We start from the raw sequence: 19379 nt of genomic DNA on the forward strand, positions 1-19379 counted from the left end.
GAGCGGCAGAACACCCAGCAACATTGCCGCCGTGGTCAGCAGGATCGGCCGCAAGCGCACGCCGGAGGCTTCTTCGAGCCCCTCGCGCTTGCGGCCGATCCTGATGACGACGGCGGCAATGGTGCTGGGCGTGCTCCCGCTCGTGATCGCGTCCGGTGCGGGCGCGGCGGGCCGCAATGCGATGGGGCTCGTGATCTTCACGGGGCTGTCGATCGGCACGCTGTTCACGCTCTTCGTCGTGCCCGCAATGTATATGTTGCTGGGTGCAAACCATCACCCGAAGTCGAACCAAACGGGTGCAGTTTGATCCGACGATCTGCACACGTGGGAACGATTCGCGCACAATCCGATGCTGGACATCGATCCTTACTGGTACGAGCCGCTCGATACAGATGTATTGCAGGACCAGGCCTTCCGCGCCCCCTGAGTCTTCGCCGCCCCGAACGGCGGCGGCTGGCACATGGTGTTCACTGCGCAAGAGACTGCGGGCCCAGCGATCGGACGCGGCGTGCTTGGGCATGCGGTATCGCGCGATCTCGAAGACTGGTCGCTGCCCCGCCGCTGTTCCGCTCGAAGGTGTTCGGGCAACTGGAAGTACCGCAGGTCTTCGAACATCAGGGCCGCTGGTACTGCCTGTTCTGCACCGCGAAGGACCATAGCGAGCCGATGTATTGCCGCAAGCGCACGTCCGCGCCCATGAAGGGCACGCACTATCTGATTACCGATTATCCGCTTGGCGAACGGAAGCTGGTCGAGGAAGACTTTCTAGTCGGCGATGCAGCGGATCGCTCTATTCCGGCCGGGTGTTGCACGCACCGGACCGTACGTTGCGCTTCATGGCACTCCTGAAATTCGGCAAGGACGGCCAGTTCATCGAGGAGATCTCTGACCCGATGCCCGTCCATGTACTTGACGATGGCAGGTTGCAGGTTGACGCGTCGCGCTACGGGGTCGGTGGCCCCGACAGGTTGGCGGGGCAGCGGCAAGACCGGGACACACGATGAAACTGAAAGATCTTGCGCACAAGCTTGGGATGTCGCGGACCACGGTCAGCCGTGCGCTCAACGGCCACCCGGAAGTGAGTGAGCGCACCCGTGAGCGAGTCATTGCGGTTGCGGCTAGCGTCGGCTACCGCCCCAATACGATCGCGCGGCACCTGGCAACCGGGCGCGCCGATGCTATCGGCATCATCTGTCCGCTCACGGCGCATGATCTTGGAGATCCATACTTCCTCGAAGTCGTGTCCGGCATGACTAAGGCCATCGAGCGCACCGACAAGGATCTGATCATTGCCTCGTCCTCTAACGTCGACGAACTCCGTACCTACGAGCGGATGACTGAAGGGCGCCGCGTCGACGGCATGATCGTCACGCGTACCAAACTGAATGATCCCCGGCTGCAGTATCTTGTGAAAAAGTGCATTCCGTTCGTTGCGTACGGCCGCAGCATCCTTCCGGGCCCGTACTCCTGGTTTGATTTCGACACCGAAGCCGGAGTGCGCCAGGCAGTCGAGCGGCTGGTAAACCTTGGCCACCGCCGGATCGCGTTGCTCAACGGACCATTGGAGTTGCATCTCACAACACAGGCGCGTAAGGGCTACATTGACGCGATGGCCGCCGCCGGTCTGCCCGTAGACGCGCGCTACATGATCGAAGGTACGCTCAGCCGCGCCGGCAGCTACGAAGCAATGACGTGTATTCTTTCATGCAATCCGCGACCGACTGCCGTGATCGTGGACAACCCTCCATACGGCGCCGGCGCAGTGCGTGCGCTTGTTGACGCCGGGGTTACGATCGGCAGCGCAATGTCGATCATCGTCAATGGTGGCCTTCCTCCAGACACGCTCATGGGTTACAACTTCACGACCCTGCAATCGGCCGCTCCGCATGATGTTGGTGTGACGATCATTGAGTTAATGCTCGCAGTGCTCAACGGCGAGCCACCCGAGAAGCTGCACGTTCTTTGGCAGCCTAGCCTCGAGATCGGCAATTCGGACGGGCCCTGCATCGACTAGATATAGGTATTCGCAAGGTTGGGGACACAGAAATTACTCGGATTCGTCCATTATCTGGTGCTCGAGGTGATTCTGTAGCATCTGCCCGAGAATGGGTCCGCTACTGCAACGATCTTCCTTACCTCGCTCAACGTCACGAACGATACTCCTGCGCCGCCGGACACCTTCGGCACGGCGATGGCCCACGGGCCTGAACGAGAAAACAATTCGATCTTATTGTGCGGCAGGCGTTGTTCGCGGTCGCGTAGCACGGCTTCCTCAGCGACGCGCCTCGCAAGCTCCGGCGATTGTCCTCGATGACACTTGCCGTGCCAGCGGCCTGGTGTCTGCTCCCGCAGTACGGTGGATTCATAGAAGTGCTGTCATCCATTACTTCACTTTCCAACAATCAATCTGCATTCCGAAATCAAACAAAGCGACGCTTTGAACAACGACAACGTTACTACTTCGAATACTAATCTGACAGATTGATCGCTTATCCGCCAAACCAACGATGGTTACTACCATCGGTTCTGTACCGGCTCACCCAGGCATGTGCGGCGTGCCTGGGTGAGCCGGTAGACCTTCGGCGGTCTCTGCCGTCGCCGGCCCCATATGCCGGCGGCGTCATCAGCTTCCGCCCCCTTCCTTGGCAAGCCGAATATCGTGGCATTCATAGAACTTCTCGCAAGCCAGCGTTGGCGCCAAAATCGACGCAGCGATCGCGGATGATCGAAATTGCACGATCGGCAACCGCGGTGTCCAGTCGGTTGCTGCCGGGTTTCGGGCGCCGCTGCGACACGAGGTCCTGCGGACCCCGCTCACGCGGATTGGCAACCAGCTGGCGAATCCGTTGTGTCGTCAACCCGCACGCTGTCGCCCAGCATCTCGATGGGTGAGATAGCGCACTTCAAGGACACAGCTCGCCCTTCTCGCCGACCGCCTCAACGTTACCGTCGGGATCGACGCGAATTCAGGTTCGGCTGCACGCGGCCACCCGTTGTCACCCGCTTGACGAGCGGGTCGTTGGTGCAGTTCTGGAACGATACCGGGGAGGTCTCGGTCATCCTGTACGTGAACGTCACCTCGCGGAGATGCATCTGCGACACGACGCGCTTCATCGTCTCGACCGGGCATTGTTCGAACCCAAGCGCGCCATGAAGCACTGTCGGAAATCGCGCTCGAAGCCGAGGCGACATTGTGTCGCAAATGGATGGTTTTTGGTGGCGATTATGATTCATATTCACAAATTGCTTTAGGGTGATTCGGAATGTGTCATAAAGATATGCATGCCGGGGCCATATTTATATCATTTGACGCTGTCGCCGTATCAGGCATCACAGTTGAAGCGTCAAAAATGGCCAAAATTCTTGCGCAGAATCAAATCAAGTCTTATCTCGACCTGGGCTACGACATAAAAATAGATAAAGGAAAATTCGGCAAACCTTACGATCACGAGAAGGAGATTTATAGGGATATATTCGATCTGGTTCGTATTGATGATATCGATTCTATTCCCCACTACAGCGTCGATTTCCTAGCGCACTCGCACAATGTTCTGATGGGTCGAGTTCCATCCGCTTTTTCCAGAGAGCAGGAAGAACTCCTGCTTGCAATTAGCGAATCTTCTCTGCGACTGGCACATCGAATCGTTCAGCTATGGGAAAAGCTGAGTATCAGTTATGTGATTGTTGAGAATGGAACGCTTCCGGAAAATCTTACCTATACCAAGGCGCTGTATATGGCGATTGAAGATTACGGGAAACGTCATTGCCTAGGCAATTTCGTCATCTGGCGCGATCACGATCTAATGTGGAACAGTGAAAAAAATGTGATGAAATACGGCGCAGCGCCTTATCCTCATGCCATTAAGCCTGTTAAATCCAGGTATATAACATACGTCACACTCAATAATCACCTAAAGAATGAGCTCGAAAAGTGGTGTGATTACGAAGTGGAAGTCAAGGTTAAAAAGAATACCTATAATTTCACCGGACATGGCAAATATACAAGTATCAGGGAGAACCTCCTTATCCGCGACAGCGACATTTTGATCGCCCGCACCACCCGCATTATTCCGCAAAAGCGTTTGGACAGGGATGTTTATCTGGTCCATCGGCTGAACCAACTTTTCAGTCAGAACGATATCGACCGGAAGGTTTTTTTGGTTGTGGCAGGCGATCCTGATGAAAACCATCCTTACCATCAGGAACTGAATGCATTGGCCAAAAAATTAAACGTCGAGTCATTCATCAAATTTATTGGCCCACTTCGGCACGAATACATGCTTTCATGGGAAGAGGCGATTACTATTGAGGATTTATACTACTCCTGCGATCTGGTCTCTTTTCTTACTTCGTGGGATTATGACAGCTATGGGAATCCTGTTGGAGAAGCGATTAGCAGCCAGCGCTGCTACATCACTACCAGCTACGAATATTATTGGGAGGTCTATGGTCAATATGGATTTGAAGCGCCGGTTATGAAGATATCAGAAGAGCAGGATGGTTTGCCTGATGAAGTATTTGTTGGGGACTTGTACAAACTCCTTAATAATAAACAGTTGATGAATGACGTTGCTCGGAGGAATTTTTCTATTGGCAAGCGATTACTTTCTGATAATGCAACTTGCATCCTCGACTTGAATTGCTCCGGAGGAAATATGCGCGATACTGTTTTTATATCAGTTGTGCTGCCAGTTTATAACGAAAGCGATCGTATCCGCGAGGTATTGCTCTCCCTATTTAACCAAAAAACACATAACAACTTGATTACTCGTGACGGTTATGAGCTTATTTTTGTGGATAATAATTCCACGGACGACTCCGTTGAAAAAATTAACACCTTCAAAGCCCAAAATCCATCCATGGATATTCATACTCTCCATGAGACCACTCAGGGCGTCTCGTCCGCCAGAAAACGCGGCATGGATTACGCTTCTGTGCGTTCAAAATCCCGCGACAGCCGTCTAGAAGTTCAGAAAAAACACTATATTGTTTCCGCCGATGCGGACTGCACCGTAGACCCTTACTGGCTGCACGCGCTGATTAAAAAAATGGTGGAGGCAAATGGGGATATTGGCACCTGCAATTACTACTACAACGAAGAAGCGTTCCGCAATCGCCCCAACCTGTTCCGGGAAATCCAAAAAACCCTGCGCTGCCGTGATGTGTCGTTTTCGCTCTTCGGCGGCTTTCCAGACGGCAAAGGTTTTGCCGTTGAGCGCACTCTATATGACAAAGTGGGAGGTATCGAAATTTTCTACCAGCTGAACAATGGCCGCTTTGTAGAACACCTCTCCGACGACTGGGACTTTGGAATCCGGGTAATCGCCGGAGGCGGCAAGCCGGTTTACGCCCGGGATTCCCGTGTGGAAATTAACAGCCGTCGCGTGGATACCATCCTAGAGGAAGTGATCAGCGGTACTGCCTATGGACAGGATGGCATCATCATCATGAAAGACGTACGCCCGGATGAGGAAAAGCAAAGGCCAACGCTGTACGACACCACTCCCGCACAGTCGCAGCAGGCCTGGTGCTACTCGATTAAAGACTACGTTCCCAAAAACATCGTGTTGCCGGCGCTGCTCAACCCACAGATTTTGCTGGAGAACATCGCCGTGCGTGAATTTTTTACCGGACCAGTGGCTGACCGTCTGTATCAGCGTATCCATGAAATTAAGCACGATTCCAGAATTATCGACTTCAAACCGATCCATGCTTACAAAACCCCGGCCTATCGGCTTTATTTCGAGTTTCGTGATGAAATTTTCAGTGCCATGCGCCGCGCCGTTGGTGAGGATATCGGTTTTCCGCCGCCGTTGCCGGAGTGCTTCGATGTGGTCAAACCGGAAGATCTCGAGCGCTTTATCTACTATTTCTGTGAAGACCGTGAGTCCGGCGAAGCGCATAACTACTTCGCTAACGGCGGGGTATTCTGATGAATAGCGAAACTCTGAACTCACTGAGCGATATCGATACGAATTATCCGGTGCCGCGAGTATATGATTTTCTCTCCCGCCCGGAGAACATCGCATTTCTGGAGTATGTTTTTAAAGATCCGTTCGGTTGCCACGTTTTCCCTGGCGATATCTGCGGTTATCCACTCGTCGCTTTCTTTGATGACATGGAGCGTGATATCAAACAGGCAAAACAGATCCATCTTTGGTCATATATCCCCACCTGCCGCTACCGCTGCCATTTCTGCCAGTACCCGACGCTTATTCTGAATCCACAGGTCACTTCGTCACAGGCAGTGTTCCGGGATCTGGTGGATTACAACATCAAAGAGGCCGCTATGTGGCTTCAGAACGTTCCGTGTCTCGCCCAGGCCGAAGTCGGCGAATTCAACATCTTCGGCGGCACGCCATCGCTGCTTCCTGAGCCTGAGCTGCGGCGCCTGATGGATTTTTACCAAGGCCATTTTAACTTTTCTGCTGCTACCATGCGCTTTGAGGGCGAGCCGGGTACCCTGACCAAACAATACCTTGGACTGTTAAAAGAGTTGGGCTTTACCAAAATCAGCTTCGGTGCCCAGGCCTTCGACGACCGCATTATCTCGGCCTGCGGACGTATGCACTCCGCCGAACAGTGCTTGGATGCAATTTTTAACGCGCGCGAAACCGGCTTCGACTGGGTCAGCGTCGACCTTATCTACGGCATGCTCGGCCAGAGCGTGGACGATGTGAAATATGACATAGAGAAAATCCTCGAACTGAAACTTTCTCACGTGGTCTGCACCAAGCTGCACATGGAAAAGTTTCTGAAAAAGCGTACCGGTGTTTCCGGAGAGCGAGAAAGTCTGTGGCAGAAAAAAGGGCTTATTAACATTAATAACATGAACTTCCCGGGGCTGGGTAAACAGTATCAGATGCGCGAACTGATCGGGCAGTACCTCTCGTCCGGATATCTCGAACATCCGACTACGTACTTTCACCAGAACCATCAGCATCCCGAGAAATGGAAAGGGCTAGTGACCGACCTCGATAAGCAGTACCCGGAAGTGGCGATTGGTCTCGGCGGCAGCTCGAAATGTACCCGGGCCGAGGCCGTCAACATCACCGGCTACAGAAAATACAAGGAAGCTCTGGATGAAAACCGTCTGCCCATTGAGGAAAGCCGAGGAGTCTCCTCACTTCAGCGCGAAGTGAACGCTTTCAAAATGGCTCTCTCCACACTGGTTCCGGTGAATGACAACGTGTTCAGACAGCGTTTTGATAGCAGAAGCTTCTTCGACAACCCGATTATCCGCCCCACGCTCAGAACGCTGGTTGATAAAGCGCTGGTCATAATCGATAGGGATGTGGTAACCCTCACCCCCAACGGAGTTACGCTGGTCGAAGCCGTCATTAACACCCAATTCGTGACACCCGAAGTCTGAGGAGCGCACTGGAATCGCCCCTGTGGTACCGGGCACCGCCTCACACCAAGGTTGATGAATTGGTCCTGCGTCGGAACTTGCGTGGCGATCGGTATTGCCAAGCGCTGCGCGGATATGCCACTCGTTGCAATTTGTCAAACGCGATGGCCGGGTTTCGCGTAAGCACGCAGAAATCGACGTCTTGCGCTGTGTGATCTACCCGGGCAGGCTATGTCCACTGTATTCGGAATGCCCCCTCTTCGGTAAAGATACTTTTATCGGTACCGGGTGGTCCCGGCAATCGGATGCGCGATCATCTGGGAGATCGACCACCACATCGAAGTGCCAGTAGCCGCAAAGCCGCAGACTGGCCGTCCGCCGCGGCCGATCTCCGCCTACCAATACCGCAGTGTATTGATCTGTGTCAGTCCTTCTTGGCGCGTGCGCCTGGTAACATTTGAATTGTACCGGTCGCGCTGCGGCCCTATCGATCACGCCGACAAGGGCTGCGTTCACCGTTTGGTTCAGACAGTCTGTACCTGACCATTCCCACGGAGCATGTCATGCCGGACTCACTTTCTGTATGGCACGCCGAGCACGTTAATTTTGCCCGGCTACTCGATCTTCTCGAAGAACAGGTAGCTGTGCTCCATCGAGGCGAGAGTCCGAATTACGGGCTTATGAACGACATCCTTTACTACATGCGGAATTTTTCCGATCGTGTTCATCATCCGCGCGAGGATGTCGCGTACGCTCTGCTTGCTAAACGCGATCCCGGGATTCAAGTCGTCGTGAACCGACTTCTGCAGGAGCATCGCGTGATTGCCGCGGCCGGCGATGAACTCCTGAATCGCATCAATGAAGCCGCTGGAGATGTCATCGTCCCCCGCACGGCTCTGGAGGCGGCCACGGCCGCGTACCTTGTGTACTATCGTCACCACCTTTCTACTGAGGAGCGAGATTTGATGCCTCGCGCCGCGCAGGTGTTGACGGAACAGGACTGGGCAGCGGTCGATGCCGTCGTTTCTGCTAGCCCCGATCCGCATTTCGGAGAACAGGTACTTGAGCGTTTCGAGGCGCTTCGCAAACAGATCGCCATAGATGCGCGGATGCAACACACATGAGCCAGCCGCCGGTCGCTCCTTGAGCAACTCGTACTGCAGGCAACCGGTCAATGGCTCTCCTTTCGCACTACCATTCTGCCATGGTAGAACGGTCACGCATACGTGATGGCCGATCGATGATCGACAGGAGCCCATCCATTCAGACATCAAGGCCGTCGTGAACGCTTGGCGAATGGTTCGCCTGCCGAAGTTCGAGAGTCGGAACGAGACCTCGTCGCCCGACATCACTTGCCGCACACGGTATTATTACGTGCGGCGGGCTGTGAACGTTGCAAAGCAGAGCTGGGCCGCGAGCCCGATGAGCCGGGCACGGACCAGTAACCCGTAAGTTGCTCGGGTATAATCGTGCAGAAGTCAAATGCACCGACGCCCGACTCCTTAGAAATCAGGCAAAGACGATTGCCTCCATTAACACGCAGGCCCCGGCAGCCCGAAAACCAACTGGCTCTTTCGCGACAAGGAAATCGAGGTGAGAAAGCTCCGAGATGAAAATAGGAGCTTACATAACGAGTGAGTTGGAACTGCTCCGCGGTGGTTCTGGCGATATCATCGTCTTGCAACTGCCCTTGCGGACCATATGCATCAGTTCGATGCCGGCAAGAACGATGCGCGCACACGGGCTACTCTTGAAGCCCATCGTCGGTTTGATGAGCCTTTGATCGCGCGCGATTCTGCTCGATGATGTTATTCAGCTCCTTGATCGGCACTGGCCTTCGGCGTTAAGCGCTTCGAGCGCTCCAGCTCTTGCGCACTAGTCACTTTTGTCGACGAAACGCCTTTTCGAACAGGGGCACGAGTTTGATAACCCAGCGATGCACGCTTGAATGATCGACCTCGAAACTCCGCAGCTCTCAGGATAGATACCTGCGCCGCTGGCTCACGGTGTCGCAAGAAATGCGAGACGGTATATCTCTGTCGCAGTTCCACGGAATAACGCATCGCGCTCCTGCGCGCTCGCCTGCTCAGTCAAGAGCTTGAAAGCATTCCAGCCATTGCTGTAAGGATACGAGCCTTTATCGACGGGAAAATTGCTTTCGAACATACAGCGGTCCGCGCCGAAGGCCTCGATACACGTGTACATCCACGGTTTCCATGTCTCGGCGAGTTGAGCCGATGAAGGCGGCCGCTCGCCTCTCTCAAAGTCAAACGCGTTGATGCGCATGCCCAGGCCGCCCACCTTCACATAAACATTGGGCAACTGCGCCAGTTCGCGCATCGAGCGTGACCATGCGTCGAACACTTCCTTGCCTTTGTCTGCATAGCTGGCGATACGCACGACACCGCCACAATGGTTGACGATGAACGGAGTGTCGGGATAATTCTTCGCCAGATCGAACAGTTCCGGTAATTGAGGGAAGAAGAGCCACGCATCGTACGAGAGGCCCAGTGCCCCGAGTTGCGCAACGCCTGCGCGGTAGTCCGGATCGAGCAGCAGTCCACGCGGCGCGGCCGACAATGGATTCACGAGCGTTGGGTCTGGGTCCCACGTAACAAGGTGCCGCACGCCCCGCAAGCGGCCATCGCCGGCCTGAAGCTCCGCTTCAAGAACCTCGCGTACCTCGGCACCATGACGAAGGTCCGCGTATCCTACGATACCCTTTGCGACCTGCGGCTTGCCGTTCTGCAACGGCGCGGTCACATGCGTCACATATTCGATTTCGCCAACCGGGCGCAATTGGTCGGGGCCGGATTGCCGGTAACGGGTTAGCGCCTGCATGTACACCGACGCGGTAATGTTGTGCCCCGATCTCGCATCCTCGAGATATTCATCGAGCAGGTACGTCCATCCCGTGCGCTCATAGAAATGATGATGCGCGTCGATGATCGGCATGTCCGGTTCGAGCGCGGCTTCAGTGCCCGAGGCGAGCCACGCCGCGCGAACGGGAAGATAGTTGCTGGTCGTGCTCATGCTGCGCGTTTCCTGTTTTGCGAATCCCTGCCGCGCAGTGACGGCGGGAATCGTGATCGATGCCGCCGCCGCGCCGAGGAGTCGGCGTCGCAGGGGCGAACGAAGCTGTGTCATCCTCACTTCTCCGTGTTGAAGGCGTAGAGCGAGAGGGTCAGCACGGTCGTGATGAGCAGCACGACCGACAGACCGATCATTCCGGCCGTGAACGTACCGAAGCTGTCCTTGAGGTAGCCCACGAGGTACGGTCCCGCAAAACCGCCAAGCGCGCCAACCGAATTGATCAGCGCCAGGCCGCCGGCGGCGGCCTCTCCCGAGAGAAACCTGTTCGGCAACGTATAAAAAATCGTGCGGCCCGCGATCGTACCAATGAGCGCCAGTGTGATGCCGGTCATGGCGGGCACCAGTTGATGGAAATGGGTCGATACGCCGAGCGCCACGGCTCCGATCAAAAGACCCCCGGCCAGGTTCGCGACGGGTCCGCCGCGCCGATCGACCCGCTTGGCCCACCAGAGCAATGCAATGGTTGCAAAGAAATACGGCACCGCTGACACCCAGCCGGTCTGCGTCACGCTCATGCCGTGAGCCTTGAGCATCTGCGGCAGCCAGATGCCAATACCGTAGGAACCCATCGTGAAGCCGAATGAGATCATCGCCAGGATGTACGTGCGCGCATCCTTCAACGCGGCACCGAAATCCTTCTTCTGACTGGCTGCAGCCTCGCGGTCGAAGGCGCTCTGCAGCGCCTGCCGCTCCTGCGGCGACAGCCACGTGGCATCGGCGGGGTTGTCCGCGAGCATCTTCAGCACGAGGAAGCCGAGCACGCACGCGGGCAATCCCTCGACAATGAACATCCATTTCCAGCCCGCCAGCCCAAGGAAGCCGTCCATCTTGAGCAGCCGGGTCGAAAGCGGACCGCCGACGAGTGACGAGAGCGGCGTGGAGACGGTGAACCACGCGAGCACGCGAGTGCGATAGCTCGCCGGAAACCAGACTGCGAGGAAGAAGATCACGCCCGGGAAAAAGCCCGCTTCGCCTATACCCAGCAAGAGCCGGATTGCGTAGAAGCTGTTGGGTCCCACCGCAAGCGCCGTGGCCGCCGCGAAGAAGCCCCACGTGATCATGATCCGCGCCAGCCAGCGCCGCGCGCCGAAGTGGTACAGCGCAAGGTTGCTCGGTACTTCGCAAAGGCAGTACCCCGCGAACATGATGCCGGCACCCCAGCCGAACTGCGTGGCGGTCAGACCAAGGTCGTGGTTCATCGTCAGCGCAGCGAAGCCAACGCTGGTGCGATCCAGGTAATTGAAGAAGTATGCAAGTGCGAGAAGCGGAATAAAGCGCCACGCGGCCTTTTTCACCGCCTGCTGTTCAAGAGTGGAGGCGGCAGGACTGTCGGTTGCAAGATTCGAGAAAATAGATGCCATGTATCGTCTCCTGTCGAATCACGGGCCGGGCTGGACCATGCCACCCACGCGCGGCGCAGTGATTCTTCGTGTACGGTTCGAATGTCAGGCGCTGGCGAGTTCGTAAGCCGACGGGCTTGCCGCATCGCCAGGCTGCCGATCCTGACACCTGACGATGCCCGCTTCGGTCAGGTGCCTGAGGTCCTCTGACGTGTAACCGAGCTGCATGAGAACCGCTCGCGTGTCCTGGCCGAGCGAAGGCGGTGCTGCACGCAGTTGCAGCCGTTCTCCGCCAAGCGTCAGGGGCAGCAATGCTGTCCTGGTGGATACGGGTTGGCCGGCGCCACTAGCGTCGGAAGGCAACGTCACATCGGCAAGCCCGCCGGTTTCAAGCAGATGGGGATCGTCAAACAGATCTTGAGGCTTGGTAATTGGCGCGTACGGCAATCCGCAGCCTTCGAAGATCGCGCTGATCTCAGCTGCGGTGAATGCTTCCATGTGCTTGCGAAGCTGCGGCAATAGCCAGTCGCGCGCCTGCACCCGCTGATTATTGGTCGCGATGCGCTCGTCCGCCTTCAGTTCCGATAGACCAAACGCGTCACAGAAGATCGCCCACTGTCTATCGGAAACGACCGCCAGGAAGATCTGTTCGCCGTTCCTGACTGAAAACACATCGTAGACCGCCCAGGCGGAGATTCGGCTCGGCATCGGTGCTGCGGCTTTTCCGGTCACGGCGAACTGCATCATGTGCTGCGCGACGAGAAACACGTTATTCTCGAACAGCGCGCTTTGGACCTCTTGGCCGTGTCCCGTGCGCCCGCGTTGAGCGAGCGCCGCCATCGCGCCGATTGCGCCGAACATGCCGCCCATGATGTCGTTGACACTCGTGCCGGCCCGCAACGGACACCCTTCCGGTCCCGTCATGTAGGCGAGGCCACCCATCATCTGCACGACCTCGTCGAGCGCGGTACGGTGATCGTACGGACCGGGCAGGAATCCTTTGTGTGACACATAGATGAGACGCGGATTGAGCCTGGAAAGTGCTGCATAACCGAGGCCCAGTTTGTCCATCGTGCCGCTTTTAAAGTTTTCGCTGAAGACGTCCGCACCCGCAAGAAGCTTGTGCACGATCTCGATACCGCGCTCATCCTTCACATCGACGGCGATGCTCTTCTTGTTCCGGTTAAAGGTACTGAAGAAGCCCGCTCCGGAACCGCGAAGTGCGCGCGTGCTGTCACCAGCGATCGGTTCAACCTTGATCACTTCCGCGCCCAGATCAGCCAGGACCATGCCGCATGTCGGTCCCATCACCATGTGCGTCATCTCGACAACACGCACGCCGTTGTACGGCAGAGATTGATTCGCTGGCACTTCGCTCATTGCGCAACTCCCAACAGACAGCCTTCCGGTTGCGGCGCGCTCGGTACACGCCCGTCTGAGTACCTGAATCCCCTTGGCATCCCGGCATCGTGCACATGCCCGTACAAAGTTTCTCCCGGTAGCGCTTCGGCCAGAATCGCGCGCGCAGCGATCAGCTTGTCGATGTCCACGCCCGTGTCATAGCCCATGGCTTCCAGCAGGAAAGCAAGGTCCTCCGTGACGATGTTTCCCGTAGCGCCCGGCGCATACGGACAGCCACCAAGGCCAGCCTGGCTCGAATCGATCGTTGTGACGCCAACGTCAAGTGCAGCGATCACATTGGCCAGTCCCTGACCGCGTGTGTTATGAAAGTGCGCCCCGCCCGCCTTGTCCGCGAGTTCAGATTGCAGTCGGCGGAACAGGCGACGAACCTGCGCAGGGTTGGCGTATCCGCTGGTATCGGAAAGACCAATCTCGTCCACGCCGCACTCGGCCATCGCAAGGCACATACGCATCGTTTCATCGTCGGTGACCGTGCCGGCGATCGTGCAGCCAAATGCGACCGACACCCCCGCTTCGATCCGCACGCCAGGAAAGAGCTCGTTGCGCAATGCGACGATGTTGCGCACCTCTTCGATCATCTGCACTGTCGTCTTGCGTATATTGGCCATCGAGTGCTCGTTGGTCACCGAGACGGGCAGAGTTACCTTGTGCACACCGGCCTCAAACGCGCCTTGCGAACCACGCAGATTCGGCGTGAGGACCGCGACATGAAGGCCCGGGATCGACAGCGCATGCGCCACGACCTCACGGATGTCGGCCATTTGCGGCAGCAGCTTCGGGGGCACGAACGAGCCCACCTCAATCTCCTTCAACCCAGCGGCCGCCAACGCGGAGATCCATCGCAGTTTGGCCGCTGTCGGCATGACGCTCCTGATGCTTTGCAGGCCGTCGCGCGGCCCGACTTCGCTGATCAACACCCTAGGATTGGATGTACACATCATTGGATCCCATGTTCTATCTGTCAGACCTTAGTTCTACTGGAAAGAACTATATGCGCGTATTCGATGTTGGTTAAGACGGGTAAACCCCGAATTTTCTCAAATAACAGAACTTGAGTTCCACCAGACGGAACTGTAAAGTGATAGTGATGAGCAAGGAGAAAAAACGTGTCTATCAATGCATTTTCGACGACGCAGTCATCGGTCGACGCGTCTGAAACGTCGAGTGGCGTTGCGGTCCTGGATCGAGCATTCGCGATTCTCAACGCCTTTGGACCGACTGATGATCAGTTGACGCTAACCGAACTTTCGCGCCGGACCGGCTTGTACAAGAGCACGGTTTTGCGACTGCTCGGTGCTTTGGAGCACGGCGGATTCATACGGAAACTGAATGACGGGCAGTACGCAATCGGCCATCAACCACTGCGCCTCGCAACGCTCTATCAACGGTCGTTTCAAGTCGGTCCTGTTGTCGAACCCATCCTTCAGCACTTGAGTCGAGACCTTGGCGAGACGGCATCTTTCTACGTGAGGCAGGGTGACCATCGGTTAGTGCTGTACCGCGTAGAGCCGTCAAGAAGCGTACGGGTCTCGATACGCGTTGGTGAGGAATTTGCGATCGACAAGGGCGCGTCGGGCAAAGTACTACTCGCATTCACCGAATCGCTGGACCCGCGCTGGAGTGAGGTGCGCGAACAACTCTGGGCGGTGTCATACGGCGAACGCGATCCTGAAACAACATCAGCATCGGTGCCGGTGTTCGATTCGACTGGTCAACTGGTGGGCGCGCTGACGCTATCCGGACCCAAGGGCAGATTCGACGTTCCAGACATCATCAAGCTTGCGCTGAAGGCGTTGCTTGACAGCGCAAAGCGTGCGACGGTCAGCCTGGGGGGTACGGGAGCGAGATACGATGTGAGCATCGCCAGATTCGCTCATGAAGACTTCGTTGAGCGCAGTTAGAGCATCGCGGGGGCCAATCGACGCGCAGCTACCGATGCCGGCGGCCTGGAAAGCAATGTCAACAACCGGAACAAGCCGCTGTTCCGTCATTCCACCGGGCGACAGCCTTACTCGAAATACGTATGGAGCGCCTGATGCGTCTCACCGATCAGGTAAAGCCGATCAGCTATCTCAATCGCGAAAATGCGCAGATCACCAAAAATCTGACGGAATCAGGCGAGCCGATCATCATCACCCAGAACGGCGAAGCAAGACTCGTTGCGAGCCTATGAAGCCACGCAACAGACGATAGCCCTCCTGAAGATACTGGCCATAAGCCAGAAACAGATCGAGCGCGCACATCACCTCTACGGTGACGAGTTCTTTGCCGAACTTGACGAACTCGACCGCCAGGAAAAGCTTCGCTGATGCGAATCCCGTTTGCGTATCGCACGCTGCTTACCGCTCGAATCGGCATCGATGAGTAAGCCGAAGTCTGCCGACAGGCAGAACGTTCGCGAAACTCGGTGGAAGTTGCCGCGAAGCTGCTTGAAATCACGGGAGAAACGTGCCGGGCCTGTCCAGCGGCACTGCTTTGCAATACTGTCGATCGACGAGGTTGTTTGTACGAGCAATCGCGAAGCCAAGTCGAGTCTCGCTTGAATCGGCGCGGGAAGTTTCGCTCACTCATGGCTGCAACGCGCATCGCCTCACGAAAGGGAACGGCATGATCGCAGTATCGCCTCATCCACTGGGAAGCCGCCCTGACCCTTCCCAATTGCTCCTTCAACGCAAGCCGGGGTAGAGAACCAAGAAAATTCCATCCAGTCCATCCCCGCCGAACGGTTGAATCCTTACAGCAACATCATGCGCAGCTTCGTCACCGATGTCTCGCCCAACCATCCCGAGAGCGCTATCTGCGGGCCCGACATTGTCTGGCGGGTCGTAAAGCAAGCCAGCTTGAGCTTTAAGCTGCATGGTATTGACCGACGGCCATATGCCCGCCCCGTATGTCACCCACTGCGGCCTCGGACGGCAGCTTCCAACAGTAGCCTTCCGTCGCCGATAGGCGCTATCATGACATCTTGCGAGACCGCCTCCGATAGCCAGTCAACGACTCGGCTGTCGAGGCGCGCGGCCGCTACGCCAGGGCCGTCTGCTATGAATACGGCATCCAATCTACGAACATCACCAGGATCGCATGCGCGTGTCCATACATCGATTGATGACGAGCATCGAGTTTTTTCGCCTTTCCCTGAATAGAAATTGATGTTATACGGCCTGTGACTGCTGTTTTTATATATTTCATTTGCTTGCTGAAATATCTCCGTAATAGCATTGGTCGAGAGGAGAGAGAATCCATCAAATAAGAGAATACCAATCTGGCGGACAGCCCTTCGCAATTCACTTTTTTCTTCAACATTGCAATTTCCTGTGATGCTACTTTTCATAATGTCCTCAATCGCTCGTGGGTCAAGCAGAGCATCATCTAACGCAAGAAACATGCATGAGATGAATATAGAATGTTAGCGACTATACGCAAATCTATGCTTTGCTAAGCCGCGAGTTGCACGGTTAGCGTTTCTTATCGACTAGCGCCTGGAACTTGAACTTCTTCGCCGCAGCCCAATTGACGCAGGCCATTCAAGTACCCGTCGGGCGAGCAGCGAATCTACGCAGTTCGTCATTTCGTCTCTGCTCACATTGACGCTTTCTTCATGCGTCTGACCGAATCCAGAGCTGCGCCCGACGCCGAGGTCGATGAATCTGCCCGCGCACCGCCCCAGCGTGACTCTTAGTAAGCACAGATCGAACCAACGATAAGCGCCTAAAAATCGGCACAGTAATGGCAAACCGGCATGTCGCACATCCGACATTGTCGGGTGTGCGACATAGCGAAAGACTGAAATAGATCTTATAAAATAAGTCACAATTTTTAATGACCACATTTAATGACCACGCTGACACAATAACATTCACACGGAACACGGACATAATATCTAGCATCGGCCTCAATACAACTTACTTCATCTTCATGCTATCTATTGGTGTTGGCTCAACTATTGCGTCATGTCGCGCGAAGGAAAAAAGACAGGATGATGGAAAGACGGAAAGCGGCTCTCTAGAGTACTTGCGTACCGACTCCGTCCGAAACGAGGCAAAAACGGCTTCCCTTTTAAACCATACATGCGAGGAGCTTTGAAGGCTCTGTGGCGCAAGTTCCCGTACACCAGGCGTACGCTCTTCGCTACGCGCAAACTTCCGAGTAGGATCGTCCGCGCGTTATCAACCAGGGGCGTAGTCGACTTCCTCGGAGGACTGCCGGACCATGCGTTTGGGGCCCGCGGCGACTTGGACCACCGCTCGACACCTTACCTACAGAAGTAAGGTGATCCAGCCTCATCGCGTGGTCTTATCCACATGCAGCACGACGAACGATTTATCTCACAGGAATCTCGTCAACGCGCCGTCATTCACAGATCTGAGGCGGATTGAGTCCAACCCGCAGAAGCTCCAAGGCCTGCTCTACAAACAAAGAGTCACGCAACTGAACAAAGTCAAAAATGGTTAGCTCGAGTGTTGGCCAGAAATCCCTGATCGCGCCGATGATCGTCGCGTGCGCCATGTTCATGGAAAGTGTCGACGAGAACGTGATCCTCACGGCTCTGCCGACGATGGCACGCGATTTCGGGCACGATGTGGTGACGCTAAAAGTTGCAGTAACGAGCTACGCCGTTGGACTTGGCGCGTTTATACCTGCTTGTGGCTGGCTCGCAGACCGCTTCGGCGCGCGCACGGTGTTTCGCTCAGCGATCGGCATCTTCGTGGTCGGCTCTCTCCTCTGCGCGGCGGCAAATTCCCTCATCACCTTCGCGCTCGCACGCTTCGTGCAAGGCGTCGGAGGTGCGATGATGGTGCCGGTGGGCCGGATCATCATTTTTCGCGTTGTGCAAAGAGCCGATATCATACGCGCGATGAATTATCTCACCATTCCCGCGATCGTCGGTCCAGCCGCAGGTCCACTACTCGGGGGCCTTATCACAACCTACTCGCATTGGCGCCTGGTTTTCCTTGTCAACGTGCCTATCAGCATTCTCGGCATCTGCTTGACGAATAGACACATAGCAAACACCTGCGAACCGCATCCCGGCCGCCTCGACTGGACCGGCTTTTTTCTGTCGGGGGCGGGTGCCGCGCTACTTCTGCTTGGCTTGTCCCTTATCGGTTGTGAAATCGTTTCGAACCGCGATGCTTTCTGCATGGGCGTGATGGGCGCCGTATTGCTCGCCGGATACGTTGTGCATGAACGGCGTGTACCGCTGCCTCTCCTCGATTTGCACTTTTTCCACATACCGACGTTTCGCGCGAGCGTCCTCGGCGGATCACTGTTCCGCATCGGCCTTGGCGCGCTGCCGTTCCTGCTGTCTCTTATGCTGCAGGAAGGATACGGCATGAGTGCCTTTGAGTCCGGCCTCGTCACCTGCGCGTCTGCTTTCGGCGCCGTGTTCACACGCACTGTCGCCCCGCGCATGCTGCGACGCTACGGCTTCCGTTCGGTGCTGGTGGCGAATGCGGCGCTCTCGGGTGTTTCGGTCGCGGCTCACGGACTATTTTTCCCGTGCACGCCAACATGGATCATCTGGGTAGTTGTGCTGCTTGGCGGCTTCTTTCCGGCGCTGCAATTAACGACTCTCAACTCGTTAACCTATGCAGAAATTGCGAGTCGCGACGTTGGACGGGCAACGAGCCTCGGCAGTGCCGTGCACCGGATGTCGCTCAGTCTAAGCGTCACGATCGGCGGCATCATCCTGCAAATTTCCCGCGCAGCGAACGGGCACGCGTCGCTCATGTGGTCGGATTTCTGGCCCGCGTTTCTGCTGGTGGGCTTGTGCTCGCTGGCGTCGATTCCCATCACGCTGCGCTTGCCGCGTCAGGCAGGAGAGGAAATTACGCGTGCCGGCCGTATCTGACCTTCAAGCGAATTCTCGCCGCCCGTCGAATCACACACTTTACGATAACCACTGGTGACTGAAACTGGGTCGTACAGGTGGCCGACGAGCCCGATGAAATCCTGTCACGGGCCGCGCTGCAAAAGATTTGGACGCCCCTGGCAGAATGCTCGCAATACTCACTTATTCCTGAATTCCGCGGCATCGCTCTACCCGACGATCAATCCGTGCCGGATCGCGTACCGGATCACCTCGGCATTGTTGGAAAGCCCAAGTTTCTGCATCAGTCGCATCTTGTGTGTACTGATCGTTTTCGCGCTGAGCGCGCACGCGTCGGCGACTT

Annotated in this window: 15 protein-coding genes and 2 pseudogenes; 9 read left to right on the forward strand and 8 right to left on the reverse strand. The window is 56.2% G+C overall.

Translation table 11 applies throughout. The annotated features are described in order from the left end of the window. The 3 genes from BN2476_RS43405 to BN2476_RS43415 form a co-directional block, all read left to right on the forward strand. Positions 1 to 307: efflux RND transporter permease subunit (locus BN2476_RS43405; RefSeq protein WP_235851236.1), on the forward strand; the 307-nt coding region annotated here is incomplete at its 5' end. 269 nt (positions 308 to 576) lie between these two features. Next, a complete protein-coding gene (locus tag BN2476_RS49075; protein WP_235851237.1) occupies positions 577 to 849 on the forward strand; it encodes a glycoside hydrolase family protein in 273 nt (90 codons plus the stop codon). Positions 850 to 1000: 151 nt separating this feature from the next. Beyond that, positions 1001 to 2014: a substrate-binding domain-containing protein gene (locus tag BN2476_RS43415; protein WP_087740276.1), complete on the forward strand. Its 1014-nt coding sequence runs from the start codon at positions 1001 to 1003 to the stop codon at positions 2012 to 2014. 895 nt (positions 2015 to 2909) lie between these two features. On the opposite strand, the pseudogene BN2476_RS49085 reads toward BN2476_RS43415, so the two are convergent. Continuing rightward, a pseudogene (locus BN2476_RS49085) lies at positions 2910 to 3129 on the reverse strand (AMP-binding protein); the annotation flags it as partial. Positions 3130 to 3350: 221 nt separating this feature from the next. Here BN2476_RS49085 and BN2476_RS43435 point away from each other — a divergent pair. From BN2476_RS43435 to BN2476_RS43445, 3 genes are all read left to right on the forward strand, one after another. Continuing rightward, entirely contained in the window at positions 3351 to 5933 is a 2583-nt protein-coding gene (locus BN2476_RS43435) for a glycosyltransferase (RefSeq protein WP_235851238.1), read from the forward strand. After that, on the forward strand, positions 5933 to 7372 hold the full coding sequence (locus BN2476_RS43440; RefSeq protein ID WP_087740280.1) for a radical SAM protein: 1440 nt from the start codon (positions 5933 to 5935) through the stop codon (positions 7370 to 7372). Before BN2476_RS43435 ends, BN2476_RS43440 begins: the two co-directional genes overlap by 1 nt. Positions 7373 to 7914: 542 nt before the next feature. Then, positions 7915 to 8475 (forward strand): hemerythrin domain-containing protein, encoded by a 561-nt coding sequence (locus BN2476_RS43445; protein WP_087740281.1) that lies wholly within the window; start codon positions 7915 to 7917, stop codon positions 8473 to 8475. Between the two features lie 758 nt (positions 8476 to 9233). Here the strand turns inward: BN2476_RS43445 and BN2476_RS50070 are convergent. The 5 genes and pseudogenes from BN2476_RS50070 to BN2476_RS43465 form a co-directional block, all read right to left on the reverse strand. Continuing rightward, positions 9234 to 9320: pseudogene (locus BN2476_RS50070) on the reverse strand (IS6 family transposase); the annotation flags it as partial. 32 nt (positions 9321 to 9352) lie between these two features. After that, a complete protein-coding gene (locus BN2476_RS43450) occupies positions 9353 to 10498 on the reverse strand; it encodes an amidohydrolase family protein (RefSeq protein ID WP_087740282.1) in 1146 nt (381 codons plus the stop codon). A 2-nt stretch (positions 10499 to 10500) separates the two neighbouring features. Then, positions 10501 to 11805 carry an MFS transporter gene (locus BN2476_RS43455; RefSeq protein ID WP_087740283.1) on the reverse strand — a complete coding sequence of 435 codons (1305 nt, stop codon included), beginning with the start codon at positions 11803 to 11805 and terminating at the stop codon, positions 10501 to 10503. Between the two features lie 84 nt (positions 11806 to 11889). Then, positions 11890 to 13164, reverse strand: coding sequence for a CaiB/BaiF CoA transferase family protein (locus BN2476_RS43460; RefSeq protein ID WP_087740284.1), 1275 nt, complete (start codon positions 13162 to 13164; stop codon positions 11890 to 11892). Then, on the reverse strand, positions 13161 to 14144 hold the full coding sequence (locus BN2476_RS43465) for a hydroxymethylglutaryl-CoA lyase (protein ID WP_087740287.1): 984 nt from the start codon (positions 14142 to 14144) through the stop codon (positions 13161 to 13163). Before BN2476_RS43465 ends, BN2476_RS43460 begins: the two co-directional genes overlap by 4 nt. A 168-nt stretch (positions 14145 to 14312) precedes the next feature. Here BN2476_RS43465 and BN2476_RS43470 point away from each other — a divergent pair, with 168 nt between their 5' ends. Both BN2476_RS43470 and BN2476_RS49615 read left to right on the forward strand, forming a co-directional pair. Continuing rightward, on the forward strand, positions 14313 to 15107 hold the full coding sequence (locus tag BN2476_RS43470; RefSeq protein WP_087740285.1) for an IclR family transcriptional regulator: 795 nt from the start codon (positions 14313 to 14315) through the stop codon (positions 15105 to 15107). 122 nt (positions 15108 to 15229) lie between these two features. Next, positions 15230 to 15379 carry a hypothetical protein gene (locus tag BN2476_RS49615; protein WP_321574443.1) on the forward strand — a complete coding sequence of 50 codons (150 nt, stop codon included), beginning with the start codon at positions 15230 to 15232 and terminating at the stop codon, positions 15377 to 15379. 866 nt (positions 15380 to 16245) lie between these two features. On the opposite strand, the gene BN2476_RS46930 is transcribed toward BN2476_RS49615, so the two are convergent. Further along, positions 16246 to 16509: a hypothetical protein gene (locus BN2476_RS46930; RefSeq protein ID WP_152760300.1), complete on the reverse strand. Its 264-nt coding sequence runs from the start codon at positions 16507 to 16509 to the stop codon at positions 16246 to 16248. 1141 nt (positions 16510 to 17650) lie between these two features. Between BN2476_RS46930 and BN2476_RS43485 the strand changes: the two genes are divergently transcribed. Continuing rightward, positions 17651 to 19057, forward strand: coding sequence for an MFS transporter (locus BN2476_RS43485; RefSeq protein ID WP_227746893.1), 1407 nt, complete (start codon positions 17651 to 17653; stop codon positions 19055 to 19057). 188 nt (positions 19058 to 19245) lie between these two features. On the opposite strand, the gene BN2476_RS43490 is transcribed toward BN2476_RS43485, so the two are convergent. Then, positions 19246 to 19379, reverse strand: a 134-nt coding sequence (locus tag BN2476_RS43490) for a LuxR C-terminal-related transcriptional regulator (RefSeq protein WP_143811229.1), incomplete at its 5' end; no start/stop codon positions are given.

The sequence above is a fragment of the Paraburkholderia piptadeniae genome (assembly GCF_900007165.1).
Lineage (GTDB): Bacteria > Pseudomonadota > Gammaproteobacteria > Burkholderiales > Burkholderiaceae > Paraburkholderia > Paraburkholderia piptadeniae.